Genomic DNA, 24,424 nt, shown 5'->3' on the forward strand with positions numbered 1-24,424 from the left:
GACAGCGCGGCCTTTCTGTTTCATGCCGGCAACAGGCCGTAGCGCCAGCCCCGGTTTCTGGCGTTGCGCGACAGCACGAGCCAGATGAGCAGGATCATTCCCGCCTCGGCAAAGACCGGTGTCATCCAGATCCCGCCTTCGCCGAAGAAGAGCGGCAAAAGAAATGTCAGCGGCAGCGTGAACAGATAGGGCCGCGACAAGCCGAAGATCGCGCCGCGTTTCGCATCGCCGACCGACTGGAAATAGGATGATAGAATGATCGCCTGGCCGAAGAGGAAGTAGGCGCCGATCGTCCATGGCAGAATACGGCCAACTTCCGCGACGATCAGCGGATCCGCGACGAAGATCGCCCCCAGATGTCCCGCCAGCATTTCGACGATCAGTTCCACCATGGCGCAATAGATCAGAGCCGAGGCCATCGCGATCAGCACGCTGCGGCCGACGCGGGCCGGAAGTGCCGCGCCATGATTGTGGCCCGATACGGTCTGCAGCGCGATGCTGAGGCCGAGAAGCGGCAGATAGGCGAAAGTCATCACCCTCGTCACGATCCCATAGGCGCCAACGGTCGAGACGTAGTCGCCCTCGTGCCAGATCGACAGGTTGAAGAGGATTGCCGCCGAGCTCAACGAGATACCGATGAAGCCGAGGCTCATCGGCGCGCCGAACGCGAAGATGCCGCGCCATTCGCGCAGGTGCAGCTTCATGTCGACCGCGAGCGCACCGGGACGACGCAGGCGATATACGAGAATGATCGCCAGGCAGATGAATTGCGCGAGGATCGAACCGCCGGCCGAGCCGACGACACCCCAATGGGCCACGGCCATCAGCAGCCAGTTGGCGAAGATATTGAGCAGGGTCGAGGCAAGCGTCACCAGCGTCATGAAGCCGAGCCTCCCCTCGCAACGCAGTGCATCGACATGCAGCGACAAAAAGAAGCTGATCGGCGCGAAGGCGACCATGACGCCCATGAAGGCTTCGGCATTGGCGGCAACCGCTGCATTTCCTGCCGCCGCCATGACAATGAGCTGTCGGCCCGCCGCCCAATAGACGATGTTGATGAGGATCACGACGGCGATCGCCAGCGCATGGGCGCCGGTGAACACACTCCTTGCCCCGACACGATCCCCGGCCCCGAGGCGGCGCGCGAGAATGCTCGCCATGCCGTTCGAGACCAGCGATTGCAGCGCAATGAGCAACATCAAGGCGGGAAAGATGAGACTGACCGCAGACAGCGCGGCGGCGCCGACATAGACGCCGAGGAAATAGGCGTCGACCACGGCAAAAAGGCCGCTGACTGTCGTGATGACGACGATCGGCGCAGCGGTTTTGGCAAAAACGCCGGGCAGCCAGCCGGTGAGGAACATGTTGGTTTCGGAATGACGTGTCATGTGAAGATCCAGGCGGAGCCGCTTGCGAAAGGCGAAGCTCGAGATTCGTTGATGACGGGATAAATCAGATGTCGAGCACCAGATGCGGCACGCCGTTCGACGTCTTGCGCGGCGAGATACCATCGGCGTCGACCTGAGCGTTGATGCGCTGCCGGAAGGCCGAAAAGCTCTCGAAGGCGACCACGTCAACCGGCTCGTCGAAGTGAATGGTGATCTTGTAAAGCCCGCCGGACTTCGCTGATAGTGCCAGAACCTTGCCGGTGAAGGCTTGGTTCAGATAGCGGCCGCGAACGGCAGCGCCGACCGCGAAGGGCGCATCGGGCCTGTCATTCGGTTTGGCCGCGAGTGCTGAGAGCGTGTTCCAGTCTCGCAGGCCATATTGCTTGGCGATGAGCTCCAGCGCGGCGCTATGGCTCATGTCATCGCCGCGCTCAGCCATGGCCTGACGCAAACGCCGGGCCTGCACCTTTAATTCATCTATGGACGGATAGGTCGTCGTCATGAGGTCAGCCTTTGCTAAGGCACGCATTTACGACCGTGGAACGGGGCTCGCATTACCGTCAGTCAGCATGCCCTATGTGGCTGTGACCAAAACTGCGAGGACTTCACCTTGGATTTTCATCCGCGAGCGGCAGGCGCCTCGAACCGACAATCCGTATGATCGAAGCCAATGTTCCTGTCAAGCTGCATCCAAATCGGCACAAAAGGCGAACCCGTTAAAATTCTACCAATGCAATTGACGCTTCCGCAAAACCTCCGTGCAAGGTTCATGGTGTAACCGAGATGAATTCGGTCTGCTCTTCAACAGGGAATGACAATGCTTCGCGCAACGCATCTGGCGAAAGTCAAATCCGAAGTCTACGAACGGAGTTGGGAACGGTTCTTTGTCCAGAGGCCGGCGCGTCTCGTGGCGGTACGTCCCTGTCTCACCGGTATTTCCATGCGCAGCGCCGAGATCGTCGACATCTCGCGCGGCGGCGCCAGCTTCGTCGTCGCCACGACCGTCGGGCTGCCGAGCCATTACTACCTGAACATTCTCGGCCTCGCCTATCGCATCGCCTGCGCCGAAACGAGCCGCAACGGCAACCGCATCCATGTCCGCTTCATCAACCTGATCGAGCCGGAGACATTGCGCCGCGTCGTTCGCGCCGATTTCATGATCGGCAATACCGAAGCGCTCGCCGCGCGCGGCAGGAGACGATAGGCGCAGATCCCGCAGCTTTCCGCTCTTGCAACGGCACGCCAAGCGCCTATTCTGCCGCACCTTGCAACAGAATTCGGGAAAACAAGCCAGCATGTCCGCCTTTTCGCGCTTCACGCCGCTGATCAGCGCCCTTCCCTCCACCGTGCCTTTCGTCGGCCCCGAAGCGCTGGAGCGTCAGCGCGGGCTGACGGTCAAAGCCCGCATCGGCGCCAATGAAAACGGCTTCGGCCCCGCGCCCTCGGTCATCGCAGCCATGCGCGAGCAGGCCGGCGACATCTGGATGTACAATGATCCGGAAAATTTTGCGCTGAAGCAGGCGCTCGCCGCGCATCTCGGCGTCCAGTTCGCCAATATCGCCGTCGGCGAAGGCATCGACAGCCTGCTTGGGCTCATCGCGCGCATGGTCATCGAGCCGGGCACGCCTGTCGTCACCTCGCTCGGTGGCTACCCTACCTTCAATTTCCACGTCTCGGGCTTCGGCGGCCGCCTGGTGACCGTGCCTTATGTCGACGATCGCGAAGATCTGGATGGGCTGCTCGAAGCGGTCAGACGCGAGAATGCGCCTCTGGTCTATTTCGCCAATCCGGACAATCCGATGGGAAGCTGGTGGGATGCCGACAAGGTCGTCGCATTCGCCCGCGCGCTGCCGGAAAACTGCCTGCTCATCCTCGATGAAGCTTACAGCGAGACGGGACCAGCGAGCTCCCTGCCGGCGATCTCGACGTTGATCGATTTGCCGAACGTGCTGCGCACCCGCACATTCTCCAAGGCTTATGGTCTTGCCGGAGCCCGCGTCGGCTATGCCATCGGCGTGCCCGAGACGGTGCTGACCTTCGACAAGATCCGCAATCATTTCGGCATGAACCGGCTGGCGACAGTGGCAGCGCTCGCCGCACTGAAGGATCAGGCCCATCTCGCCGAGGTCGTCCACAAGATCCAGGCGGCTCGTGAGCAGATCGGTGCGATCGCGCGGGACAACGGACTCCTGCCGCTTGCCTCCGCTACCAATTTCGTCGCCATCGACTGTGGTCGCGACGGTGTCTACGCCCGCGCCATCGTCGATGGGCTGATCCAGCACGGTGTTTTCATCCGCATGCCGGGTGTCGCGCCGCTCAACCGCTGCATCCGCATCAGTGTCGGACCCGCCCGAGATCTGGATCTGCTGGCCGAAGCGCTGCCTAAGGTGCTGAAGGCGATCGGTTGAATCTCAAACGACGAAACCGCGCCGGCCTTGTTCCGGCCGGTCGCGGTTTTCGATATTTCGGCGGTTCGCCTCTCCGTCGTCCGCCAACATCCCCTCTTTCGAGGTCAGTACGTCGTATTCTTTGTGGCGCGCTTCAGTGCGTGGTCATCCACTCGCGGGCGGCGCGGAGCGCTGCAGCGAGCTGCATCTTGGTCAAAGTCGCGGCGACGTCGGCACGAAGCTCGGCGGCCCGCGCGCTGCCACGGATGGCCGCGATATTCAACCATTTATGGGCGGCCACGAGATCTGCGGTGCAGCCCCTGCCGGTCGCGTAGTTCACGCCCAGCTCGCAAAGGGCATCGGCGCTGTTGCCACCCATCATGGCCATTTCAGACATCGGTGTTTCGAAGCGTGCCATCGGTTTTATCCCTGTTTTACTTCTGTTCGTACTTGCCCTGTTTTTCCGTTAGGACCTTGCCGTCGTTCGCGGCTTTCCGGTCCTTCCGGCCGGCGGGTTTGCCCCGCTCGTTTGATGGCCTCACTATCGCAGACGGCTTTCAAAAAACGGCTAAAATGCATGCTTAATTCGATGCAAACAAAGTACAAATGCTTGGTAAACTTGGGATTTTGTTAAACATCGCTTGCCTTGCAAATTAAGGACTTTTGAGCGAATTTTACGTTTTGTTAGGATCTGGATTTAAACCCTTCGTTCACCACGAAATGAGCTGTAGTCATCGGAAACAGTATTTTTCGACAGGACGCTGGAGGCCGCATAACGGGAATTTGCGCTTGGAAACCATATTTATCTTTACGTTCGCGTTAGATAATCTTGGCGTATTTCCGGTCGCAGGGCCGGACGGTACCCTGGGGAGGAACAACAAAATGATCCGTGTAACCATTCTTGCCGCGGCGCTGCTCGTCAGCGCAAGCGCAGCCTTCGCTGACGAGCCGATCGTGGGCAACTGGAAGACCGTGGAAGGCGATACCGCCGCCATCACACCTTGCGCAGACAGCTATTGCGTGACGCTGAAAACAGGCAAATATGCCGGCCGGCAGATCGGCAAGATGCAGGGCAAGGACGGCAGCTATACGGGCGAACTCACCGACCCTTCCGAGGACAAGACCTATAGCGGCTCCGGCTCCGTCAGTGGCAATACCGTCAGGATGAAGGGCTGCGTCCTGAAAATCTTCTGCAAGTCGCAGACCTGGACGAGGCTCTAGAGCAATTCCAGGAAAAGTGCGAAGCGGTTTTCCGTCCGGGATTGCGCAAAAACAACATCATGGAGCGGTGGGGCGATTCCGTGAAACGCGTAACCGCTCTAAGGAGCGCACCGTCCGAAAAATGCGTGATCCTGTGCGCCTGCCCGCGACCCTTCGGGCAGGCCTCATTAGGCGCGGCATGCAAATCGACAATCAAGTCCGGTAAGATTCATGAACGCTGGATGAACCGGTATCTCAGCACCTGTTCAGCCTGACCATGGCAAAACAGTGTCCAGTATAGGGCACGGGTAGGGTCAGGAACATGGACTCGTTTATCATGGCACGGCGTTTTGTCATCGTTATGCTGTTTGCAGCCGTCTTCGCATTCAGCTTCTCTGTTGCGGTCGAACACGCCGGCCGCAGCGGCGCGCAATCGCATTTCGGGGCAAGCTTCACCTGCCTGCAAACCGGCGCGCCTTATTGCACGACCGTGCAATAAGGAAACATCTCTCCATCCCGGATGGCTGGGCTGGAGGCACGATTGCAAGAAAATAGCTGCGAAAATCCAGAGCCGTCTCTTTCAACGTCGTTTGCTTGTTAACAACGACACTCTATAATGGCTCATGAGCAACAGAATCTCTCCTTTTTCACCCCTCGACATCTCCTCCCCCAGCCCGGTCCAGCCCCGGACCTTCGATGATTCGGCCAAGGCCGTCGACGCGCTGACGGAGCTTTACGATCGCAATACCGCCTTCCTGATCGCCAGTTTCACCGAGTTGGCCAAGGGTGCGCCGATCACGGCGCGCTACCGCGCCTTCTACCCGCAGGTCAGTATCGAAACGACGAGCTTCGGCCATGTCGACTCGCGTCTTTCCTATGGTCACGTCACCGCGCCGGGCGTCTACACGGCCACCATCACGCGTCCGCAACTGTTTCGCCATTATCTGAAAGAGCAGCTGACGCTCTTGATGCGCAGCCACAATGTACCGGTGGTCGTGTCCGAATCGTCGACGCCCATTCCGCTGCATTTCGCTTTTGGCGAAGGCGCGCATGTCGAGGCCTCCGCTGCGGCTTTCGAGGATATTCCGCTGCGCGACCTCTTCGATACGCCGGATCTGAACACGACGGACGACGAGATCGCCAACGGCGAATATATCCCGCCTCCGGGAGAGCCCTCGCCGCTCGCACCGTTTACCGCGCAACGTATCGACTATTCGCTGGCCCGCCTCTCGCATTATACCGCGACGAGCGCCGCGCATTTCCAGAATTTTGTGCTGTTCACGAACTATCAGTTTTATATCGACGAATTCTGCAAATGGGCGCGGGATCTGATGGCCAGCGGCGGAGACGGCTACACCGAGTTCGTAGAACCCGGCAATATCGTCACCAAGGCCGGCTCCAGCCGGCCCGAGGGCGATGTGACGTCGCCGCGCCTGCCGCAAATGCCGGCCTACCATCTGAAGAAGAAGGGGCATGCCGGCATCACCATGATCAATATCGGTGTCGGCCCGTCCAACGCCAAGACGATCACGGACCACGTCGCCGTGCTGCGCCCGCATGCATGGCTGATGCTCGGCCATTGCGCCGGCCTGCGCAACAGCCAGCGGCTCGGCGACTATGTGCTCGCACACGCCTATATGCGCGAAGACCATGTTCTGGACGACGATCTGCCGGTCTGGGTGCCGATCCCGGCGCTCGCCGAAGTGCAGGTGGCGCTGGAGGCGGCCGTCGCCGAAATCACCGGTTTCGAGGGCTTCGAGCTGAAGCGCATCATGCGCACCGGCACAGTCGGCACGATCGATAACCGCAATTGGGAACTGCGCGATCAGGCAGGCCCGGTCAAGCGCCTGTCGCAGGCCCGCGCCGTGGCGTTGGACATGGAGTCCGCGACCATCGCCGCCAACGGCTTCCGCTTCCGCGTTCCCTACGGCACGCTCCTCTGCGTCTCCGACAAGCCGCTGCATGGCGAACTGAAGCTGCCGGGCATGGCGACCGCCTTCTATCGCACCCAGGTGAACCAGCATCTGCAGATCGGCATCCGCGCCATTCAGAAACTGGCCGAAATGCCGCCGGAAAAGCTGCACTCGCGCAAGCTGCGCAGCTTCTTCGAAACGGCGTTTCAATAAGCCGGGCCAATAGGCTGGGGCTCTCCCCCTACCGCCCTTCTGCCGGTATCGAAACTATCTTGGCAGCGGCCGCAACTTGCGGCCGTTCGTCGTTTGGCGCCGCACCCCAGCTCAGGCACAGGATCAGCAGGGCAAAGCCCGCGAACCCCATCCAGATGCGGAACACGACCCTTCCGACATCCGCCGCGTCAAGCAGCTCTTCTTCCGACATTGTCTTCTTTTGCCAGTAGTGCACGATTGCGGCTTCCAGACCGTACATCTCCGTCTCTCCTTTCGTGACGACGGAGCTGGTCGACCGGGGTCGAGCTTTTTCGACAGGGCCGAAAATTTTTGTCATGCTGCGGATCGGGCTGTCGATTTGCGTACGGCCGGCTCGTCTATGGCTGTTATCAAATTGCGAGAGGAGCAGCTGCGATGAAATATCTCTGCCAGGTCTGGTTCGACGGTTCGATGCTCGACACCATGACCAAGGAGGAAAAGCACAGGCTCGATTCGGATTCGCTCGGCTACGACCGGGATCTGATGGCCAGCGGGCACATGATCCATGCCGAGGCGCTGCAGTCGCCAAGCTCGGCGGTTACGGTGCGGGTCCGCAACGGCGAGACCGCGGTGACGGACGGTCCCTTCATTGAGACCAAGGAATATCTAGGCGGCTTCATCCTGATCGATGCGAAGGATCTGAACGACGCAATCCGGGTTGCTGCCGGCATCCCGCTTGCAAAGCTCGGAAGCATCGAGGTGCGGCCTATCCATTCCTTCGGCTCGGATCTTTGAGGAGGCGGCGATGAAATTTCTTTGTCAGGTCTGGTTCGAGACAACCGAGATCAGCAAGCTTTCCGAGGAGGAAGGGCGACAGCTGACGCAGGAGTCCATCGACAACGACAACCGGCTGCGCGCCAGCGGCCATATCATCGTCGCCAATGCATTGCGGGAGCCGGAGACCGCCAGAACGGTCCGGGTGCGCCAGGGCGAGACCGCGATCACCGACGGTCCCTTCGCGGAGTTGAAGGAGCATCTCGGCGGCTTCGTGTTGATCGAGGCCAGGGACATGGAGGAAGCCACGCGCATTGCCGCCACCTTCCCCGTCGCCCGCTACGGCATGATCGAGGTCCGTGCGGCCTTCGACATCCGGTTTCCGGATGAATAGGCGCTAAGGGAGAGAGCGATGCGATTTCTATGCCTGATCTACACATCCGTCGACGTCGACGGAAGGCTGACTCAAAGCGAGATGAACCATCTGATCGCCGAGCATTTCGTCTATGATGAGAGTCTGCGGCAGGACGGCCGCCTGATCGTTTCGGATGCGCTGGAACTCCGAGATAAATCGATCGTCATCCGACCGCAGGGCGACACGTTTTCGGTGACGGATGGGCCATTCGTGGAGACGAAGGAACATCTGGCCGGTTTCTATCTCATCGATGCGCCCGATCTGGATAGCGCGACCGATATCGCCAAACACATTCCCTCGGCACGCTATGGTGCCATCGAGATTCGTCCGGTGCGTATCCTGACGCTTCGGGGAGACTTAGCGGAGAAACGCTGACGCCGTGTCGCTGAACCAGACCATCGACAGCATCTATCGCAGCCATTCGCGCGGCGTGCTGGCAACCCTGATCCGCTTGCTCGGCGATTTCGATCGGGCCGAGGAGGCGCTCCACGATGCGTTCGCAGCGGCCGCGCAGCAATGGACGGAGGAGACGATTCCGGCCAATCCCTATGCCTGGCTTGTCTCCGCCGGCCGCTTTCGCGCCATCGATCACATAAGGCGGCGGGTGCGCTTCGATGCTGCCCAAGCCGATATCGCCGACAGCCTCTATCCGGAGGGGGAGACGATGGAGATCGCTGAACGCAAAGAGATCGAGGACGACATGCTGCGGCTGGTCTTCACCTGTTGCCATCCCCTCATTCCGGCGGAAGCGCAGATGGCGATGTCGCTGCGCGAGGTGTGCGGCCTGACGACGGAGGAGATCGCCCACGCCTTCCTGATTCCGGCGCCAACCGTCGCCCAGCGCATCGTCCGCGCCAAGAACCGCATCCGCGCGGCCGGCATTCCTTATGAGGTGCCTGACAAGATGAAGCTGCCGGAGCGGCTGGCCCAGGTGCTGCACGTCATCTACCTCGTCTTCAACGAGGGCTATTCCGCATCCTCTGGCGCAACGATCGTTCGCGCCGATCTCGCAGCCGAGGCCATCCGGCTCGGCCGGCTGTTGCTGCAGCTTCTGCCGGATCCGGAGGTCTCGGGACTGCTGGCGATCATGCTGTTGCAGGATTCGCGACGGCTTGCCCGCGCGGACGCCGCCGGCGAGCTGGTTTTGCTCTCCGATCAGGACCGCTCGCTCTGGGATCACGGCAGGATTCGCGAGGGCCTGGCTCTCTCGGCCGAGGCCATGACCGCGGACGGCGTCGGCACCTACGCCCTGCAAGCCGCCATCGCCGCCGAACATGCGCGCGCCGCGACAGCAGACGACACGGATTGGCAGCGGATTGTCGCCCTCTATGACCTTTTGCTGCTGGCCAATCCCTCGCCGGTGATCGAACTCAATCGGGCGGTAGCCGTCTCGATGTGTGATGGGCCGGCAGCGGCGCTCGCCATCGTGAATAGCCTGCTCGGCGAGGAGCGTCTGGCGCGATATCACCTTGCCCACGCTGCCAAAGCTGATTTCCTGCGCCAACTCGAGCGCAACGAGGAAGCACGGCAATCCTACGAGATGGCGCTTTCGCTTTGCCAACAGGCGCCGGAGCAAGCGTTTCTGCGCAAGCGGCTGGCCGAACTGGAAGACAAAACCCGGCATTAGCCGGATCAGGCACGCTTTCTGGAAACAAGCAGACCGATGGCGGTGCCCGTCAGTGCCGAAACGACGATCAGGAGGTGGGCGTTGATGCTCGCCTGCGCCAGGTTCTCGAGCGCAGCCTTCTCGCCCGAAGCGCCGAATGCCATGGCGCCGGCGGTGATGCCGGCCGGATAGGTGCCGACACCTCCCGGCGCATGCACTGGCAGCACTGACGACAATTCGCCGCCGAGCGCGCCGCCGAAACTTGCCGACAACGGCGTGACATTCATCAGGCCGAGCGCCCAGGCAAGTACCGCGACCTTGACCAGCCAATTGACCACCGTCGTCAGCCAGGCGCGCGCAAAAGCCTGGGCATCGACAGGCAGGCCGCGCTCCAGCTCATGTACCAGCCCTTGCGCCTTCTTCGGCAGAATGCGGGCGGCAAGGCGGATCAGCGGCCGGCGCGAAACGAAAGCTGCGACCGGCAAGAACAGGAAAGCCAGCCATACGATCCAGGCCAAAACGCGGTAAGGCGAAGCAAGCGCAAGACCGACGCCGGCCGCCGCGAGCAGCGCATGCAGGTCGAGCAGCCGCATGACGAACAGCGCCGATGTGCCGCGCGCCAGCGGTATGCCGAATTCGGAGCGCATCAGCACCGGGAAACTGGTCTCCCCAGTGCGGAACGGCATCATGATATTAAGCAGATTATGCACCTGCGTCACACGGAAGAGCGCTGCGAAATGGCCAGCCGTTTCCTTCGGGAAATAATCATAGATGCGCCAGGTGCGCAGGAAGTAGGTGCCGGTCAAAAGCGCTAGGGCGAGCAGGATCGGCAGAAGGCCGACCTTGCCCCACTGCGCCAGGATCGAACTCCACCCCCAGAACCATTCGATGAAGGCGGCATAAGCGACGACCACCGCGAGAGTGAGCAGCGTCATTCGGTTGCGAATAAACCAATTCTGTCGGCTGGCAACCGTCGGAGTCTTCATGTAGTTAGGGCACCCAATGCGAGCGGTGGCTGAGGCCGGACATATCGCTCGTTCCGTCCGGCAGGTTCTGCCGGTCTTTTAGGAGAAAGAAGAGTTGCAGACAACGGCAGAGTCGACCCTCCCCCAGGCCGATACGGCAGGCCCTCTTGAGCTTTCGCTGGTTGTGCCCGTCTTCAACGAGGAAGAAAGCGTCGGGCCGCTCGTCGAGCGCATCTGCTCCGCCATGGCTGGCTTTGCAAGACCGTGGGAACTGATCCTGGTCGATGACGGCAGCACGGACGCAACGCTTGCCAATGCGCGCCGGTCGCTGCCGCGCGACGGGCTGACGCTGCGCATCGTCGAGCTTCAGCGCAACTTCGGCCAGACGGCAGCCATGCAGGCGGGTATCGACGCCGCCAGCGGCCGGCTGATCGCCACCATGGATGGCGACCTGCAGAACGACCCGAAGGACATCCCTTCGATGGTCGAAGAGTTGGAACGGCGACAGCTAGACCTGCTCGTCGGCTGGCGCAAGAACCGCCAGGATGGGCTCCTGCTTCGCAAGATCCCTTCCTGGTGCGCCAATTACCTGATCGGCCGCATCACCGGCGTCAAGCTGCACGACTATGGCTGCAGCCTGAAGATCTATCGCGCCTCGATCATCAAACAGGTGAAGCTGATGGGCGAGATGCACCGCTTCATCCCCGCCTGGGTCGCCGGCGTGGTGCCGAGCTCGCGTATCGGCGAAGTCCCCGTCACCCATCATGCGCGCCAGCACGGCACCTCCAAATACGGGATTTCGCGCACCTTCCGCGTCATTCTCGATCTGCTGTCGGTGATGTTCTTCATGCGCTACAAGGCGCGGCCGGGCCACTTCTTCGGCTCACTCGGCCTCGGCCTCGGCGCGCTTGCCAGCCTGATCCTGCTCTGGCTCTTCATCGACAAGTTCATTTTCGGCAGCGACATCGGCAACCGGCCGCTGCTGCTGGTCGGCGTCGTGCTGCTGCTGTCATCGATCCAGATGATCACGACAGGCATCCTCGCGGAGATGATCGCGCGCATCTACTATCGCGACGATCTTTCGCCGAACTATATCGTGCGCAAGATCTTCGATCGGGATCACCAGGATGCATAGGTTTCTGGTCCGCCGACCGGATGCCATCATCCCGCTTCTCGCTGGCTACTTCATCATCGAGTTCCTGGTGCGCCTCGCCATCCCGCATGGCATGCGCTTCGACGAGTCGCAGCAGGCCCTGTTCTCGCAATGGCTGACGCTTGGCTACGATTCCCAGCCGCCGCTATACAATTGGGTGCAGGCAGTCGTCGTTTCCGTCTTCGGCCTGTCGCTGACTGCAATCTCCGCCGTCAAGAACATCTTCCTCTTCCTCGTCTATCTCAGCTATTACAGGCTGGCCAGGGAAGTGCTGACCGACAAGGTCTTCGCGGCGATCGCAACGTTGTCGCTGCTCACCATCCCGCAATTCTTCTGGGAGGCCCAGCGCGACCTGACGCACACGGTCGCGCAGCTTGTCACCATCAACCTGTTTCTTTGCGGCGCGATCCGCACGCTGAAGGCGCCAAGCCTTGGTTCCTATGCATTCACCGGCTTGGCGCTCGGCCTCGGCATGCTGTCGAAATACAATTTCGCGCTGCTCGCCGCCGGCGCCCTGGTCGCCGTGCTGATGCACCCGCAGGGCCGTGCCCGCGTCTTCGACAAGCGCTTCCTGCTGACCATCCTCATTTCCCTGGTGATCTTCCTGCCGCACGGGATCTGGCTGATCCACAATTTCGACCTCGCCTCCGGCCGCACGCTCGGCATCATGGCGGAGGAGGCGCCGGAGGGCGCTTTCGCCAAGTTCGTGAAAGGGCCGTTGAAATTCTTAAAGCTGATCGTCATCATCGGCGCACCGACGCTCATCGTCTATGCGCTGGTGTTCGGCAAGAGCTTGCTGAAGAACTTCGGCCGGTCGAACGAGTGGACCCGCTTCTTCGAAATCCTTTTTGCCGTCATCGCCATAATCGTGCTGATCCTGATCGTCACCATCGGCATGACGGATCTGCGCGACCGTTGGCTGCTGCCCTTCCTCTTCCTGCTGCCGATCTATCTATGCCTGAAGATGGAAGTCGCCGGAATCACGGCCGCGGATTTCGGCAAGCGTTTCTTCTATGTCCCGCTCGTCATGATGGTCGTTATCCCGGCGCTGCTTTTGACCCGCACCATCTTCCCGATGCTGTTTGGCGCCTACGACCACTACAACACCCCCTATCCCGCCTTCGTGCGGCAGATCCTTGCGAGCGAAGGCAAGCGGCCGGGCTTGATGCTGACGAACGGATGGCTGCCCGCCGGCAACCTGCACCTGCAGCTTCCCGACGTGCCGGCCATGTCGCTCTTCTTTCCAAATCTGAAAGCCGATTATCAGTGGAGCGCAAACAAGCCGATCCTGATCGTGTGGCGCCCGGGCAAGGACAATGGTGTCATGCCGCGGGAGTTGTCGAACTGGCTGCGCGACACTCTCGGTTCGCAATATGCGACGCCGGACATCAAGCTCACGGATGTGCAATATATTCATGGCAAACCGGGTGACATGGCGTCTTTCGCCTATGCGTGGGTCTATCCGAAATAGAGGCTCGAACCGTACATGGACTCGAAGGACGACGTCACACACCTACTGACCGACACCGCCGATCTTCCGCCCTGGGAGATAAAGAGCTCCACTTATCTGGTTCACGACCGGTGGCTGAAGGTCCGGGCCGATAGCTGCGTCACAGCGGAAGGCGTGGAAATCGCGCCTTATTATGTGCTGGAATATCCCGATTGGGTCGAGATTATTGCGCTCGATGCCGAGGATCATATCTATCTCGTCCAACAGTATCGTCATGGGCTGGGTGTCGTGGCCCTCGAATTGCCCGGCGGAGCCATAGACGCGAGCGATGCAAGCCCGGTCGAGGCGGCGGCGCGCGAGCTGCGAGAGGAAACCGGTCTCTCCTCCACCGACTGGGACTATGTGGGCAAGCTTGCGCCCAATCCGGCCACTCACACCAATCTGGCGCACATCGTCATCGCTCGGAATGTCGAGTTCAGCGCCAGACCGGCGGACGACCCGACCGAACGCATTCGCCTGATCCGCATGCCGATCCGGCAGGCGATCGAGCTGGCGCTGGATGGCAAGATGATCCAGGTCATCCATGTCGCGGCGCTGACGCTTGCCCTTCACAAGGCGGGCAAGTGGGATGCGCCGACGCCGACGGACAAGCGCTGATTACGACTTCGCCTCCGCCCAGACGGCATCGAGCGCCAGCCGCGTGATGCGAACCATGGCATCCACTTCCTCATGGCTGATGACGAGCGGCGGCGACGCCAGCATGCGATCGGCCGTCGCGCGCAGCACGAGACCGTTGGCGAGCGCGTGGTTGCGGACGGCCGAGCCTATCGCATCGGGCTTCTCGAACCGGCGGCGGGTGGATTTATCGGCGGCAAGCTGCAATGCGCCCATGAGGCCGATGCTGACGGCCTCGCCGACCATGTTATGATCCGCAAGGCTGCCCCAGGCCTCGGCAAAATAGGGACCGATATCGTCGCGAACGCGCTCGACCAGCCGTTCATCCTCGAGAATTCTCAGATTCTCCAGTGCGGCGGCCGCACACACCGGGTGGCCGGAATAGGTGAAACCGTGATTGAACTCGCCGACCTCGTTGATCAGCACGTCGGCAATGCGATCGCTGACGAGTACGCCACCGATCGGCAGATAGCCCGACGATAGTCCCTTGGCGATCGGGGCGAGATCGGGCTCGACGCCGAAATGCTGATAGCCGAACCATGAGCCAAGGCGACCGAAGCCGCAGATTACTTCGTCGCAGACCAAGAGGATGTTCCGGGCCTTGCAGATGCGCGCGATTTCCGGCCAATAGGTCGAAGGTGGAATGATGACACCGCCCGCGCCCTGTACCGGCTCGGCGATGAAGGCCCCGACATTGTCCTCGCCCAACTCATCGATCTTCTCCTCCAGCTCTCGGGCGACGTTGAGGCCGAACTCCTCCGGCGAGAGCTCGCCGCCATCGGCGTACCAATAGGGCTGCCCGATGTGGACGACGCCTGGGATCGGCAGGTCGCCCTGCTCGTGCATGTATTTCATGCCGCCCATGCTGGCGCCGGCAACTGTGGAACCATGATAGCCGTTCCTGCGGGCAATGACGGTCTTCTTGCTGGGCTTGCCGACCGCGCTCCAGTAGACCCGCGCCATGCGGAACCAGGTATCGTTCGCCTCCGAGCCGGAATTGGTGAAGAAGACATGATTGAAATGCGGCCCGGCATGGGCGCAGACTTTTTCAGACAGCAGCGTCGCCGGCGTTGTCGTCGTGCCGAAGAAGGTATTGTAGTAGGGCAGCTCGTTCATCTGCCGGATCGCGGCATCGGCAATCTCCGTGCGGCCGTAGCCGATATTCACGCACCAGAGGCCGGCAAAGCCATCCAGATATTTCCGCCCTTCACTGTCGAAGATATAGACGCCCTCGCCGCGCTGGATGATCCGCGCGCCGTCGGCGTTCAACTTCTTCATATCGGCGAAGGGATGGAGATGATGGGCGGCATCGAGAGCGGCAAGATTGGAGCGGCTTGGCATGTCGGGCATGATTGAAACTCACCTCATTGCAATTGGTTTCTGCCAGGCGAGTCCGCCGACGCCGCAATTGTGTGCATGGCCCCTCACCCCAGCCCTCTCCCCGTCAAACGGGGAGAGGGAGTTTTCGTGCCAACTACCGCATTGCGCGAAGATGGGTATCGGAGAGTCCCCCTCTCCCCGCACATGCGGGGAGAGGGCTGGGGTGAGGGGCCCGGCACGGAGACTCAGCGTCGCCAGACTTGACTGATAGCTATCATGGTTTACGACCATGCCGTGAGCATTGGGGATTTACAAGAGTATGGCGGCCGACAACGCAACCGAAGGTAATGCGCGTATCGAGGTGCTGATATCGGACATGAACGGCCGGCTGCGGGGCAAGCAGATCCCGATCGCGGCCGAAAAGAAGGTCTGGTCCGGCGCCGTGCGGCTGCCGACCTCGACGCAGTCGCTCGATATCTGGGGCGACGACAATGACGACATGACAGGCCTGTCGCTGACGATCGGCGATCCAGACGGTACCTGTGTCGCTGATCGGCGCACACTCGCGGATATGCCCTGGGCACCGCCTGGGTCGAAGCAGGTGCTGGCCACCATGCATGAGCTCGACGGCAGCCCGAGCTTTCAGGATCCCCGCGCCATTCTTGCGGCCGTGGTCGACCGCTACAAGGCGCTCGGCCTGACCCCCGTCATCGCAACCGAGCTGGAATTCTATCTGCTTGCCGGCGATTGGCGCGAAAGGGGCATCCCCTCGCCGCCGCCGGCATTGACCTATCGCGACGAGCCGAACGGCTACCAGCTCTACGACATGGACGCGGTCGACCTGCTCGACGGCTATCTTGAAACGCTGCGCAGCTATGCCAGGGCGCAGGCGCTGCCGGCGGACGCGACGACGGCGGAATTCGGCCCCGGCCAGTTCGAGGTCAACCTGCTGCATCGCCCGGATGCCCTTGCCGCCGCCGACGACTGCATCATGCTGAAGCGCGTGGCCGAGCAGGCGGCGCGCAAGCACGGCCTGAAATCGACCTGCATGGCGAAGCCCTATACCGATCATGCCGGCTCCGGACTGCATGTACATGCCAGCATCATCGATGATCAGGGCCGCAATATCCTCGATGCGGAAGGCGGCGAGCCGAAGAAGCTGAAATCGATCTGCGCCGGGTTACTGCAAACGCTAGAGGATGCGCAGCTGATCTTTGCGCCCTATGCCAACTCGTACCGCCGCTTTCAGCCGGGCTCCTTCGCCCCCGTCGACCTGACCTGGGGCTATGGCCATCGCGGCACCGCAGTGCGCATTCCCGAAAAGGATGGACCTGGCGCGCGCGTCGAGCATCGTGTCGCCGGCGCCGACGCCAATCCCTATCTGATGCTGGCGGCAATCCTTGGCGGCATGCTGCTCGGTTTAGAGAACCAACTGGACCCCGGCGAGGAGACGACACCGACCTACGTGCCGGCCAATGCCCCGCGGCTGACGCATGACTTCCTGACCGCCGTCGAACGCTTCCGCAGCTCTGTCTTCATCGCCGATATCTTTGGCGAGCGATATCAAAAGCTCTACGGCGATACGAAGCACAAGGAAGCCATCCGCTCTCTGCGCACCGTTTCCGATTTCGACTATCGAACCTATCTGCCGCGTCTCTGACCGCTTCAGACGGCCAGGCTGTTGACGGCACCCTCGCGCTCGACGCTGGCGGCGGTGCCTTCGCGGACCATCACCTTGAGTTCGCCGGGATGAACCTTGAGCGTTACATCGCGCTCCAGCGGCAGCAACTCGCCATCCATGACGCAGTTTGCGAGCTGGCGCAGCTTCGGAAAATGCAGATGCACTTCCGGCGCATGCATGACCATGACATCGGTGTTCTCACGAAACCGGCCGCGCAGCATATCGACGACAAGACGCGCCACGCCGAGCGGCCGCAATGGCTTTGCCATGTAGAAGCCGAGCTCACCGCCCTGCAGATTGTCAGCATAGAGCAGTGCATTGGCGCCAAAGGGATTGTTGGAGACGGAAATCGCCGACACGTGCCGGCGTTCGCGAACGCCGCCGGCTTCGAAGTCGACATCGAATTCCGGCGGATTGGCGATGACCCCGAAGGCGGCACGGGTGCTGGCCGACATCTTTCCGATGCGCGAGCGATAGGTATAGCCGTTGCGATAACGCACCATGCGCGCATGCAGGCCCGCTGAGAACTGATGCACGAAGGCCCGACCGTTGGCGCTGCCGATATCGACCTTGTCGACCTCACCTGTCGCGAGCACGTTCAGCGTCTGCCAGATATCGAGCGGCAACCTCAGCGAACGGGCAAACAGGTTCATGGTGCCGGCGGGAATCACGCCGAGGGCGACGCCGGTCTTCCAGGCGATGGCGGCGGCGGCCGAAATCGTGCCGTCGCCGCCTCCGGCGACGATACCGTCTATGTCGTCCCGGCGCGCCGCGCGCTCCATCGCCGACACGACGTCTCGTCCCGCCACGACCACGGCTTCGAAATCATGACCGGCATCGCGGAAGACTTGCTCCGCCTTCGCCTCATAGGCAGCCATATCCGTCGTCCGGAAGGTACCGCCATCGCGGTTGAAAAAGCCGATCAACTTCATTGGGGCTCTTGGTCTTTCCGCAAATTGTATTTCGGGAAGGGGCGAATGCCCCCGTGCGCCTCCCCCACAGATGGTTCCGAATGAAGCGATTTCAAGCATTACAACTGCTCTGCCCGATCGGACCAATGTTCACTTATGCAGCGTACGACATGCTGCACTGCAAAAAATGCACGCGACAGAAATATCGACGCCATCGATACTATCGCCTGAGGTATGTCCATGCCCCTCCAGTCCTTTATTTCCCCATGATGCATCGAATGCCGGGTTCCGGGCTCGCTGCATGATTCGCGGCGCCTTGCCCGGGTTTGTCGCCAAGGAGCTTTCGTGAGCGATATTGCCGCCGACGTCCTCGATACCCAAACCGTCCTGGAAGCGCCTTCGCGCACGGCCATCGCGCTCGTGACACTGGCCCTCGCGGTCGGCAGCTTCGGCATCGGTACCGGTGAATTCGTCATCATGGGACTTCTGCCTAATGTTGCCGACACCTTTGGCGTCACCACGCCGGAAGCAGGTCATGTCATCAGCGCCTATGCGCTCGGCGTCGTCGTCGGTGCGCCTATTATCGCCGTGCTCGCCGCCAAGATGGCGCGGCGCACGCTGCTCCTGCTGATGATGGCGATCTTCGCCGCCGGCAATATTTCCAGCGCATTCGCACCGACCTTCGCAAGCTTCACGGCGCTGCGTTTCATCACCGGCCTTCCGCATGGCGCGTATTTCGGCGTTGCCGCGCTGGTTGCCGCATCGATGGTGCCGGTTCACCGCCGCGTCCGCGCCGTCGGCCAAGTCATGCTCGGCCTGACGATCGCCACGCTGATCGGCACGCCGATCGCCACCTTCCTCGGCCAGCTTCTGAACTGGCGGGCGGCCTTCATGATGGTGGGTGGCATCGGCCTCGCGACCATGCTGCTCATCGCCCTCTTCCTCCCCAAGGATAGGGTCGAGGAAGGCGCCAGCATCACCCGCGAACTCGGCGCGCTCAAGCGCATCCAGGTATGGCTGACGCTTGGCATCGCCGCCGTCGGCTTCGGCGGCATGTTCTCGATCTTCAGCTATGTTGCCACCACCACGACACAGGTTGCGGGCCTTGGGGCAAGCATGGTGCCGGTCGTGCTTGCGCTGTTCGGCATCGGCATGAATGTCGGCAATGTCGTGGGCTCCCGTCTCGGCGACATCTCGCTCAAGGGCACGATCGGCGGCATGATGATTTTCAATATCATCATCATGACGCTGTTTTCGTTGACGGCCGCCAATCCGGTGATGCTCTGCGTCTGCGTGTTTCTGATCGGCTGCGGCTTTGCCGCCTGTCCGGCCGTGCAGACCCGCCTGATGGATGTGGCGGCGGATGCGCAGACGCTGGCTGCCGCCTCAAACCATTCCGCCTTCAATATCGCCAATGCGCTCGGCGCATGGCTCGGCGGCATGGTGATCACCTGGGGCTTCACCGCGGCTGCGACCGGCTATGTCGGCGCGGTTCTCTCGGTCGCCGGTCTTGCGGTCTTTGCCGTTTCAGTTGGCCTGGAGCGCCGTACCGGCCACGCATGAGGCCGCGGGTGCGGCCAGTCCTGCCGGCCATTGTGGCAGAAGACATTCTCCTCGCCCCATACAGCCATCGCCTTGATGATCGGCCGCAGGCTTGTGCCGAGCGGCGTCAGAGCATATTCGACGCGCGGCGGCACGACCGGAAAGACGGTGCGTGAGACCAGCCCGGATTCTTCCAATTCGCGCAGTTGCTTCGTCAGCATGCGCTGCGTCACCGACGGAAGCTTGCGGCGGATTTCATTGAAGCGCAGCGTTCCTTCCATCAGGTGAAACAGGATCACGCCCTTCCATTTGCCGTCGAGCAGGCTCAACGTCGCCTCGACCGGGCATCCCGGAAAATTCCTGACGAGCTTGGAGCGGGGAAGCGACATCGACAGTATCCTTTTTGTACCTACGTACAGAATTTGTGCATTCTTGCGCCCTTTGATGATAATGCGCATCTAGCCTGTGTGCAACAAAACCAGGAGCTTCTCCCATGCGTGCAGTCGCCTACAAGCAACCTCAGCCCATTTCCGCCGAGACATCGCTCATCGATATCGACCTGCCGACACCCGAGGCCAAGGGCCACGACCTGCTCGTCGAAGTGAAGGCGGTCTCCGTCAATCCGGTCGACGTTAAGGTCCGTGCCAGCGCCGCGCCGCCCGAAGGCGAATACAAGATCCTTGGCTGGGACGCGGCCGGCATCGTCAGGGCCGTCGGTCCCGAGGTCACGATGTTCAAGCCGGGCGATGAAGTCTTCTATGCCGGCGCCATCAACCGCGGCGGCTCGAATGTCGAATTCCATCTCGTCGACGAGCGCATCGTCGGGGCCAAGCCGAAGAGCCTCGATTTTGCGGCCGCGGCTGCGCTGCCATTAACCTCGATCACGGCCTATGAAGCGCTCTTCGATCGCCTGAAGGTGCAGGATCCCGTTCCCGGCGTGGCAAATGCGATCCTCATCATTGGCGGTGCCGGCGGCGTCGGATCGATTGCGATCCAGATCGCACGCGCCTTGACCGACCTCACCGTCATCGCTACGGCCTCGCGGCCGGAAACGCAGGCCTGGGTCAAGGAGTTGGGCGCGCATCACGTCATCGACCATTCGAAGCCGCTTGCGCCTCAGATCGAGGCGCTCGGCATCGGCGCGCCCGCCTTCATCTTCTCGACGACCAATACCGCTGACCACATCGCGTCCATCGTCGATGCCATCGCCCCGCAGGGCCGGTTCGCGCTGATCGACGATCCGAAGACGCTCGACGTCATGCCTTTCAAGCGCAAGTCGGCCTCGATCCATTGGGAACTGATGTTCACCCGCCCGCTGTTCAACACGGCCGACATGATCGAGCAGCACAGGCTGCTGACGAAGGTCGCCGAACTGGTCGATGCCGGCAAGGTCCGTACGACGCTGACGGAGACCGCAGGCACGATCAACGCGGCGAATCTGAAGAAGGCGCATGCCCTGGTCGAAACCGGAAAAATGAAGGGCAAGGTCGTCCTGGTGGGCTTCTGAGAGACTGAAATTTTCAGCGAATATGGCCGGGCGCGAGGCGTCCGGCCAAGCTATTTAACGCATTCGCAACGGAATTTGTTGCAACGCACAAACTTTCGGCCGCCTAAAGAAATTTTTCTTGCGACATAGTGCCTTTAACTGCTTCCACCTCTTGACTTTTTATGCCTTCGGCGCGACTTCTCCCCCACGTGGGGAATAATGTTTTTCCATGCCGATTAACCGGAGCCATCTTTAGATGCCTAGCGACAGTAGTAGTCGATTGCCTTTGCCGTCAGTAGCATTCGTGCACTAACCGACTCCTGTCGGCTCGCCACGATCCGCTACGACGGCGGATCGACTGGAAAGGCGAGCTTTAATGAATATCAACAGCTTCCCCATGCGGGCTGGCAACGCCGCTCGTGCATTCATCAATAACAACCGCGCCGTAACCATCGCGGAACGCGTCGAGTCCTTGAACGTGCTCGATGTGGGCGAGGCTGCGCGCATTCTCGCCAAAATGCCGGAAGAGCGCGCCGTGCGCATTCTCGACCGGCCGGAACTGCGCAACGCATCCAAAATTCTCGAAGTCATGGGCAATGCGGACGCCTCCCGGCTGCTGCACGGCATGTCGAACGACCGTGTCGCCGACGTGCTGCTCGAGATGGATATCGACACCCGTGCCCGGCTCTTCGCCACGTTCGACGAGCATGCCCGGCAAGCGATCCAGGGCCTGATGGGCTACCCGCCGCGCACCGCCGGCGGCATCATGACGACAGAGTTCGTGAGCGTATTGGCAAGCTGGACCGTTGCGCAGACGCTCGACCACGTTCGCCAGGTCGAGCGCTCCCGCGAAACCGTCTATGCCATCTATGTGCTCGACGACGAGACACATGTGCTGCTGCATGTCGTGACGCTGCGCCGCCTCATCACCGGCGAGCCCGACGCCTGTATCCTCACCGTCGCACAGAAGGGCACGCCGGTAACGGCGCCGCCACTGATGAAGCAGGAGGACGTCGCCCGTCTGATCCGGCGCCACGATCTGCTGGCGCTTCCGGTTGTCGACGACAAGGGCCACATGCTCGGCATCGTCACCGTCGACGACGTCATCGACACGATGATTGCCGATACGACCGAAGACGCACAGAAGTTCGGCGGCATGGAAGCACTCGGTCAGCCCTACATGAAGATCAGCTTTGGCGGCATGATCCGCAAGCGCGCCGGCTGGCTTGCCGCCCTCTTCCTCGGCGAAATGCTGACGGCAAGCGCCATGCAGCATTTCGAAGGCGAACTGGAAAAAGCCGTCGTGCTGACGCTGTTCATCCCGCTGATCATGAGCTCCGGTGGCAATTCCGGCTCGCAGGCAACCTCGCTGATCATCCGGGCGCTGGCGCTCGGCGAGCTAAAGCTTGCGGACTGGTGGCGCGTGGCTCTGCGTGAACTGCCGACGGGCATCGTGCTCGGCGCAATTCTCGGTCTCGTCGGCTTCGCCCGCATCGTGCTCTGGCAGACCATCGGTCTCTTCGACTACGGTCCGCACTGGCAGCTCGTCGCCTTTACTGTCTTTGCAGCCTTGATCGGCATCGTGACGTTCGGTTCGCTTGCCGGCTCGATGCTGCCGTTCGTTTTGCAGAAGCTGCGGCTCGACCCGGCCAGCGCATCGGCGCCCTTCGTTGCGACGCTGGTCGACGTCACCGGGCTGGTGATCTACTTCTCGGTCGCACTGATGATCCTCAGCGGAACGATGCTCTGAGGATCATCAGGCTCTCATCCAAAAAGGGGCCTGCAACGGCCCCTTTTCATTTTCACTTCGCCTGTTTCATTCAGGCTGTGGCAGTTTCAGGGCACCATTGGTCTTGATCGTGCGGATCGCAAAGTTCGAGCGCAGATCGACCACGCCGGGAAGCACCAAAAGCTTTTCCGACATCACCTTCTCATAGGCGGCAAGGTCCGCCACCACGACCTCCGCGAGGAAATCGGCCGTTCCCGAAATCAAATGGCAGGCCACGACCTCCGGAATGGCGAGCAATGCTGCCTGCTGCGCCTCGGAATTTTCCTTCGAGTGATGACCGACCTTGAGTTCAACGAAAACCGTGAGGCCGAGGCCGGCCTCCTTGCGATCGATATCGGCGCGGTAACCGCGCAGTAGGCCGGATTTTTCCAGGTTGCGGATGCGCCTCAAACAGGGCGACGGCGAAAGATTGACCCGCTCGGCGATCTCGACATTGGTGGCGCGCGCGTCCTCCTGAAGGCAATTGAGGATGGCAATATCGAATTTATCCAGCTTTGGCATATCTGAGAAACTCAAGCATCCATATTGGCAGATTATTGCCTGTATCATGTTTTTGGAGCCATAACTAGCAAGGACATGCCTCAGCCTTCGGCGCTATCTTCTTCCCATCGAAAGACAAACTGGATCGTTGGAAAGGATATGTCGATGACCGCCTTGACCCTCCCCACCCGCAAAATCAGCCCCACAGCGATCGGCTATGCGGGCGCTATCGTCACCGTGTTGATCTGGGCGAACTGGATTCTGGCGACACGCCACACGGCCGAGACGCAGATGAGCACGATCGACCTCGGCCTGATCCGCTACGGCGTGCCGGCCCTGGTATTGGCCCCCGTCTGGTGGCGGACCGGCCTGCTGCCGAAAGGCGTGCCACTGAAGCTGCTGGCGCTGATGGTCTGCGGTTCCGGCGCCCTGTTCTTTCAGTTGACCACCTTCGCCATTCAATTCACCCCGGCCTCGGCAGCCGGCATCCTGCTCGGCGGTTCCATGCCGCTGGCCGCCGCCCTAATCGGCGTGACGCTGTTTCGTGAACGGCTCGATGTGACCCGCTGGCTCGGCCTTGCCGGCATCGTCGCCGGCGTCGTCATCCTGCTGGCACGCAGTCTTTACGGCGTGCAGATCTCCTGGGAAGGCTTCACGCTGCTGCCGCTCGCAGCCTTGCTCTGGGCAAGCTACACCCATGCCTTCCGCCGCTCGGGCTTGAGCGCGTTGCAATCGAGCGCCATCATCGCTGTCTGGTCCTTCCTCATCCATGTCGGACTGGCCTTCGTCTTCGGCAGCTCGCTCGCATCGGTGCCGTTGCCGGAAATCGGCCTGCAGATCGTCAGCCAGGGGCTGCTGTCCGGCCTTGCCGCCACCCTGGCCTACGGTCTTGCCGTCCAGGCCCTCGGCGGCACGCAGGCCGCAGCCTTCACCGCCATCACGCCTGTTCTCGCCACCATCGGCGGCGGGTTCCTGCTCGGTGAGAAAATCGGAGCGGCTGGCATTGCAGCCGCCCTCGTCACCGGCATAGGTGTTGCTCTCTCCACCGGTCTGCTCGCCCGGAAAAGCGCCCAGCATTAATTCCTGTCTTCGACATC

General features: G+C 61.4%; 26 protein-coding genes. 17 read left to right on the top strand and 9 right to left on the bottom strand.

Annotated elements, in window-relative coordinates; all coding sequences use genetic code 11:
- Positions 1-20: 20 nt before the first annotated feature.
- Positions 21-1,388: an MATE family efflux transporter gene (locus tag GA0061101_RS01070; RefSeq protein WP_092572842.1), complete on the bottom strand. Its 1,368-nt coding sequence runs from the start codon at positions 1,386-1,388 to the stop codon at positions 21-23.
- Between the two features lie 64 nt (positions 1,389-1,452).
- Entirely contained in the window at positions 1,453-1,890 is a 438-nt protein-coding gene (locus GA0061101_RS01075) for a glyoxalase superfamily protein (protein ID WP_092572843.1), read from the bottom strand.
- 309 nt (positions 1,891-2,199) lie between these two features.
- Between GA0061101_RS01075 and GA0061101_RS01080 the strand changes: the two genes are divergently transcribed.
- Positions 2,200-2,592: a PilZ domain-containing protein gene (locus GA0061101_RS01080; protein ID WP_037193823.1), complete on the top strand. Its 393-nt coding sequence runs from the start codon at positions 2,200-2,202 to the stop codon at positions 2,590-2,592.
- A 91-nt stretch (positions 2,593-2,683) separates the two neighbouring features.
- On the top strand, positions 2,684-3,796 hold the full coding sequence (locus tag GA0061101_RS01085; protein ID WP_092572844.1) for a pyridoxal phosphate-dependent aminotransferase: 1,113 nt from the start codon (positions 2,684-2,686) through the stop codon (positions 3,794-3,796).
- 133 nt (positions 3,797-3,929) lie between these two features.
- Here the strand turns inward: GA0061101_RS01085 and GA0061101_RS01090 are convergent, their stop codons facing one another.
- Positions 3,930-4,193: a sel1 repeat family protein gene (locus tag GA0061101_RS01090; RefSeq protein ID WP_034507870.1), complete on the bottom strand. Its 264-nt coding sequence runs from the start codon at positions 4,191-4,193 to the stop codon at positions 3,930-3,932.
- Positions 4,194-4,657: 464 nt separating this feature from the next.
- Between GA0061101_RS01090 and GA0061101_RS01095 the strand changes: the two genes are divergently transcribed.
- The 3 genes from GA0061101_RS01095 to GA0061101_RS01100 all read left to right on the top strand — a co-directional run bounded on the left by GA0061101_RS01095 (position 4,658) and on the right by GA0061101_RS01100 (position 7,101).
- Positions 4,658-4,996 carry a DUF2147 domain-containing protein gene (locus GA0061101_RS01095; RefSeq protein ID WP_047640150.1) on the top strand — a complete coding sequence of 113 codons (339 nt, stop codon included), beginning with the start codon at positions 4,658-4,660 and terminating at the stop codon, positions 4,994-4,996.
- Positions 4,997-5,312: 316 nt separating this feature from the next.
- On the top strand, positions 5,313-5,474 hold the full coding sequence (locus GA0061101_RS39245) for a hypothetical protein (protein ID WP_162693676.1): 162 nt from the start codon (positions 5,313-5,315) through the stop codon (positions 5,472-5,474).
- Positions 5,475-5,598: 124 nt separating this feature from the next.
- Complete coding sequence (locus GA0061101_RS01100; RefSeq protein WP_037193816.1) at positions 5,599-7,101, top strand: AMP nucleosidase; 1,503 nt, start codon at positions 5,599-5,601, stop codon at positions 7,099-7,101.
- Positions 7,102-7,129: 28 nt separating this feature from the next.
- Here the strand turns inward: GA0061101_RS01100 and GA0061101_RS01105 are convergent, their stop codons facing one another.
- Positions 7,130-7,360 carry a hypothetical protein gene (locus tag GA0061101_RS01105; protein ID WP_037193814.1) on the bottom strand — a complete coding sequence of 77 codons (231 nt, stop codon included), beginning with the start codon at positions 7,358-7,360 and terminating at the stop codon, positions 7,130-7,132.
- A 155-nt stretch (positions 7,361-7,515) separates the two neighbouring features.
- Here GA0061101_RS01105 and GA0061101_RS01110 point away from each other — a divergent pair, with 155 nt between their 5' ends.
- Genes GA0061101_RS01110 through GA0061101_RS01125 form a run of 4 tightly spaced genes read left to right on the top strand, consistent with a single transcriptional unit; the run spans position 7,516 to position 9,896 of the window.
- Positions 7,516-7,875 carry a YciI family protein gene (locus GA0061101_RS01110; protein ID WP_037193812.1) on the top strand — a complete coding sequence of 120 codons (360 nt, stop codon included), beginning with the start codon at positions 7,516-7,518 and terminating at the stop codon, positions 7,873-7,875.
- Between the two features lie 10 nt (positions 7,876-7,885).
- Positions 7,886-8,248, top strand: coding sequence for a YciI family protein (locus tag GA0061101_RS01115; protein WP_092572845.1), 363 nt, complete (start codon positions 7,886-7,888; stop codon positions 8,246-8,248).
- Between the two features lie 18 nt (positions 8,249-8,266).
- A complete protein-coding gene (locus GA0061101_RS01120) occupies positions 8,267-8,644 on the top strand; it encodes a YciI family protein (RefSeq protein WP_037193807.1) in 378 nt (125 codons plus the stop codon).
- 10 nt (positions 8,645-8,654) lie between these two features.
- Complete coding sequence (locus GA0061101_RS01125) at positions 8,655-9,896, top strand: RNA polymerase sigma factor (protein WP_092573007.1); 1,242 nt, start codon at positions 8,655-8,657, stop codon at positions 9,894-9,896.
- A gap of 5 nt (positions 9,897-9,901) precedes the next feature.
- Here the strand turns inward: GA0061101_RS01125 and GA0061101_RS01130 are convergent, their stop codons facing one another.
- The gene (locus GA0061101_RS01130; protein ID WP_092572846.1) at positions 9,902-10,861 is read right to left on the bottom strand and encodes a lysylphosphatidylglycerol synthase domain-containing protein; all 960 of its coding nucleotides are present in this window, start codon (positions 10,859-10,861) and stop codon (positions 9,902-9,904) included.
- 94 nt (positions 10,862-10,955) lie between these two features.
- Between GA0061101_RS01130 and GA0061101_RS01135 the strand changes: the two genes are divergently transcribed.
- From GA0061101_RS01135 to GA0061101_RS01145, 3 genes are read left to right on the top strand one after another with little or no spacing between them, the layout of a single operon-like run.
- A complete protein-coding gene (locus GA0061101_RS01135; RefSeq protein WP_037193803.1) occupies positions 10,956-11,975 on the top strand; it encodes a glycosyltransferase family 2 protein in 1,020 nt (339 codons plus the stop codon).
- Complete coding sequence (locus GA0061101_RS01140) at positions 11,968-13,464, top strand: glycosyltransferase family 39 protein (protein WP_092572847.1); 1,497 nt, start codon at positions 11,968-11,970, stop codon at positions 13,462-13,464. Before GA0061101_RS01135 ends, GA0061101_RS01140 begins: the two co-directional genes overlap by 8 nt.
- A gap of 15 nt (positions 13,465-13,479) precedes the next feature.
- Positions 13,480-14,100, top strand: coding sequence for an NUDIX hydrolase (locus GA0061101_RS01145; protein ID WP_092572848.1), 621 nt, complete (start codon positions 13,480-13,482; stop codon positions 14,098-14,100).
- Here GA0061101_RS01145 and GA0061101_RS01150 read toward each other — a convergent pair whose 3' ends face one another.
- Positions 14,101-15,468, bottom strand: a complete 1,368-nt coding sequence (locus tag GA0061101_RS01150; protein ID WP_092572849.1) for an aspartate aminotransferase family protein — start codon at positions 15,466-15,468, stop codon at positions 14,101-14,103.
- Between the two features lie 289 nt (positions 15,469-15,757).
- On the opposite strand from GA0061101_RS01150, the gene GA0061101_RS01155 reads away from it, so the two are divergent.
- Positions 15,758-17,098, top strand: a complete 1,341-nt coding sequence (locus tag GA0061101_RS01155; protein ID WP_047640152.1) for a glutamine synthetase family protein — start codon at positions 15,758-15,760, stop codon at positions 17,096-17,098.
- Positions 17,099-17,103: 5 nt separating this feature from the next.
- On the opposite strand, the gene GA0061101_RS01160 is transcribed toward GA0061101_RS01155, so the two are convergent.
- Positions 17,104-18,051, bottom strand: a complete 948-nt coding sequence (locus GA0061101_RS01160; RefSeq protein ID WP_037193793.1) for a diacylglycerol/lipid kinase family protein — start codon at positions 18,049-18,051, stop codon at positions 17,104-17,106.
- A 324-nt stretch (positions 18,052-18,375) separates the two neighbouring features.
- Between GA0061101_RS01160 and GA0061101_RS01165 the strand changes: the two genes are divergently transcribed.
- The gene (locus GA0061101_RS01165; protein ID WP_092572850.1) at positions 18,376-19,593 is read left to right on the top strand and encodes an MFS transporter; all 1,218 of its coding nucleotides are present in this window, start codon (positions 18,376-18,378) and stop codon (positions 19,591-19,593) included.
- Here GA0061101_RS01165 and GA0061101_RS01170 read toward each other — a convergent pair.
- Positions 19,509-19,961: a winged helix-turn-helix transcriptional regulator gene (locus tag GA0061101_RS01170; protein WP_245297419.1), complete on the bottom strand. Its 453-nt coding sequence runs from the start codon at positions 19,959-19,961 to the stop codon at positions 19,509-19,511. The two genes, GA0061101_RS01165 and GA0061101_RS01170, sit on opposite strands and share 85 nt — an antisense overlap.
- A 104-nt stretch (positions 19,962-20,065) precedes the next feature.
- Here GA0061101_RS01170 and GA0061101_RS01175 point away from each other — a divergent pair, with 104 nt between their 5' ends.
- Both GA0061101_RS01175 and mgtE read left to right on the top strand, forming a co-directional pair.
- Positions 20,066-21,079, top strand: coding sequence for a zinc-binding alcohol dehydrogenase family protein (locus GA0061101_RS01175; protein ID WP_092572851.1), 1,014 nt, complete (start codon positions 20,066-20,068; stop codon positions 21,077-21,079).
- A gap of 355 nt (positions 21,080-21,434) precedes the next feature.
- Complete coding sequence (gene mgtE / locus GA0061101_RS01180) at positions 21,435-22,808, top strand: magnesium transporter (protein WP_037193786.1); 1,374 nt, start codon at positions 21,435-21,437, stop codon at positions 22,806-22,808.
- A 66-nt stretch (positions 22,809-22,874) separates the two neighbouring features.
- On the opposite strand, the gene GA0061101_RS01185 is transcribed toward mgtE, so the two are convergent.
- Complete coding sequence (locus GA0061101_RS01185) at positions 22,875-23,396, bottom strand: Lrp/AsnC family transcriptional regulator (protein ID WP_376774223.1); 522 nt, start codon at positions 23,394-23,396, stop codon at positions 22,875-22,877.
- Between the two features lie 96 nt (positions 23,397-23,492).
- Here GA0061101_RS01185 and GA0061101_RS01190 point away from each other — a divergent pair, with 96 nt between their 5' ends.
- Positions 23,493-24,407 carry a DMT family transporter gene (locus GA0061101_RS01190; protein ID WP_092573008.1) on the top strand — a complete coding sequence of 305 codons (915 nt, stop codon included), beginning with the start codon at positions 23,493-23,495 and terminating at the stop codon, positions 24,405-24,407.
- Positions 24,408-24,424: the final 17 nt, after the last annotated feature.

The sequence above is a fragment of the Martinezella lusitana genome, from assembly GCF_900094565.1.
GTDB lineage: Bacteria > Pseudomonadota > Alphaproteobacteria > Rhizobiales > Rhizobiaceae > Rhizobium > Rhizobium lusitanum.

Excerpts from the sequence above, each read along its gene's own strand:
- GA0061101_RS01075 (WP_092572843.1), bottom strand. The coding sequence starts at position 1,890 with ATGACGACGACCTATCCGTCCATAGATGAATTAAAGGTGCAGGCCCGG.
- GA0061101_RS01140 (WP_092572847.1), top strand. The coding sequence starts at position 11,968 with ATGCATAGGTTTCTGGTCCGCCGACCGGATGCCATCATCCCGCTTCTC.
- GA0061101_RS01070 (WP_092572842.1), bottom strand. The coding sequence starts at position 1,388 with ATGACACGTCATTCCGAAACCAACATGTTCCTCACCGGCTGGCTGCCC.
- GA0061101_RS01155 (WP_047640152.1), top strand. The coding sequence starts at position 15,758 with ATGGCGGCCGACAACGCAACCGAAGGTAATGCGCGTATCGAGGTGCTG.
- GA0061101_RS01100 (WP_037193816.1), top strand. The coding sequence starts at position 5,599 with ATGAGCAACAGAATCTCTCCTTTTTCACCCCTCGACATCTCCTCCCCC.
- GA0061101_RS01090 (WP_034507870.1), bottom strand. The coding sequence starts at position 4,193 with ATGGCACGCTTCGAAACACCGATGTCTGAAATGGCCATGATGGGTGGC.
- GA0061101_RS01095 (WP_047640150.1), top strand. The coding sequence starts at position 4,658 with ATGATCCGTGTAACCATTCTTGCCGCGGCGCTGCTCGTCAGCGCAAGC.
- GA0061101_RS01175 (WP_092572851.1), top strand. The coding sequence starts at position 20,066 with ATGCGTGCAGTCGCCTACAAGCAACCTCAGCCCATTTCCGCCGAGACA.
- GA0061101_RS01145 (WP_092572848.1), top strand. The coding sequence starts at position 13,480 with ATGGACTCGAAGGACGACGTCACACACCTACTGACCGACACCGCCGAT.
- GA0061101_RS01170 (WP_245297419.1), bottom strand. The coding sequence starts at position 19,961 with ATGTCGCTTCCCCGCTCCAAGCTCGTCAGGAATTTTCCGGGATGCCCG.
- GA0061101_RS01185 (WP_376774223.1), bottom strand. The coding sequence starts at position 23,396 with ATGATACAGGCAATAATCTGCCAATATGGATGCTTGAGTTTCTCAGAT.
- GA0061101_RS01085 (WP_092572844.1), top strand. The coding sequence starts at position 2,684 with ATGTCCGCCTTTTCGCGCTTCACGCCGCTGATCAGCGCCCTTCCCTCC.
- GA0061101_RS01150 (WP_092572849.1), bottom strand. The coding sequence starts at position 15,468 with ATGCCCGACATGCCAAGCCGCTCCAATCTTGCCGCTCTCGATGCCGCC.
- GA0061101_RS01110 (WP_037193812.1), top strand. The coding sequence starts at position 7,516 with ATGAAATATCTCTGCCAGGTCTGGTTCGACGGTTCGATGCTCGACACC.
- GA0061101_RS01160 (WP_037193793.1), bottom strand. The coding sequence starts at position 18,051 with ATGAAGTTGATCGGCTTTTTCAACCGCGATGGCGGTACCTTCCGGACG.
- GA0061101_RS01120 (WP_037193807.1), top strand. The coding sequence starts at position 8,267 with ATGCGATTTCTATGCCTGATCTACACATCCGTCGACGTCGACGGAAGG.
- GA0061101_RS01115 (WP_092572845.1), top strand. The coding sequence starts at position 7,886 with ATGAAATTTCTTTGTCAGGTCTGGTTCGAGACAACCGAGATCAGCAAG.
- GA0061101_RS01080 (WP_037193823.1), top strand. The coding sequence starts at position 2,200 with ATGACAATGCTTCGCGCAACGCATCTGGCGAAAGTCAAATCCGAAGTC.
- GA0061101_RS01105 (WP_037193814.1), bottom strand. The coding sequence starts at position 7,360 with ATGTACGGTCTGGAAGCCGCAATCGTGCACTACTGGCAAAAGAAGACA.
- GA0061101_RS39245 (WP_162693676.1), top strand. The coding sequence starts at position 5,313 with ATGGCACGGCGTTTTGTCATCGTTATGCTGTTTGCAGCCGTCTTCGCA.
- GA0061101_RS01130 (WP_092572846.1), bottom strand. The coding sequence starts at position 10,861 with ATGAAGACTCCGACGGTTGCCAGCCGACAGAATTGGTTTATTCGCAAC.
- mgtE (WP_037193786.1), top strand. The coding sequence starts at position 21,435 with ATGAATATCAACAGCTTCCCCATGCGGGCTGGCAACGCCGCTCGTGCA.
- GA0061101_RS01190 (WP_092573008.1), top strand. The coding sequence starts at position 23,493 with ATGACCGCCTTGACCCTCCCCACCCGCAAAATCAGCCCCACAGCGATC.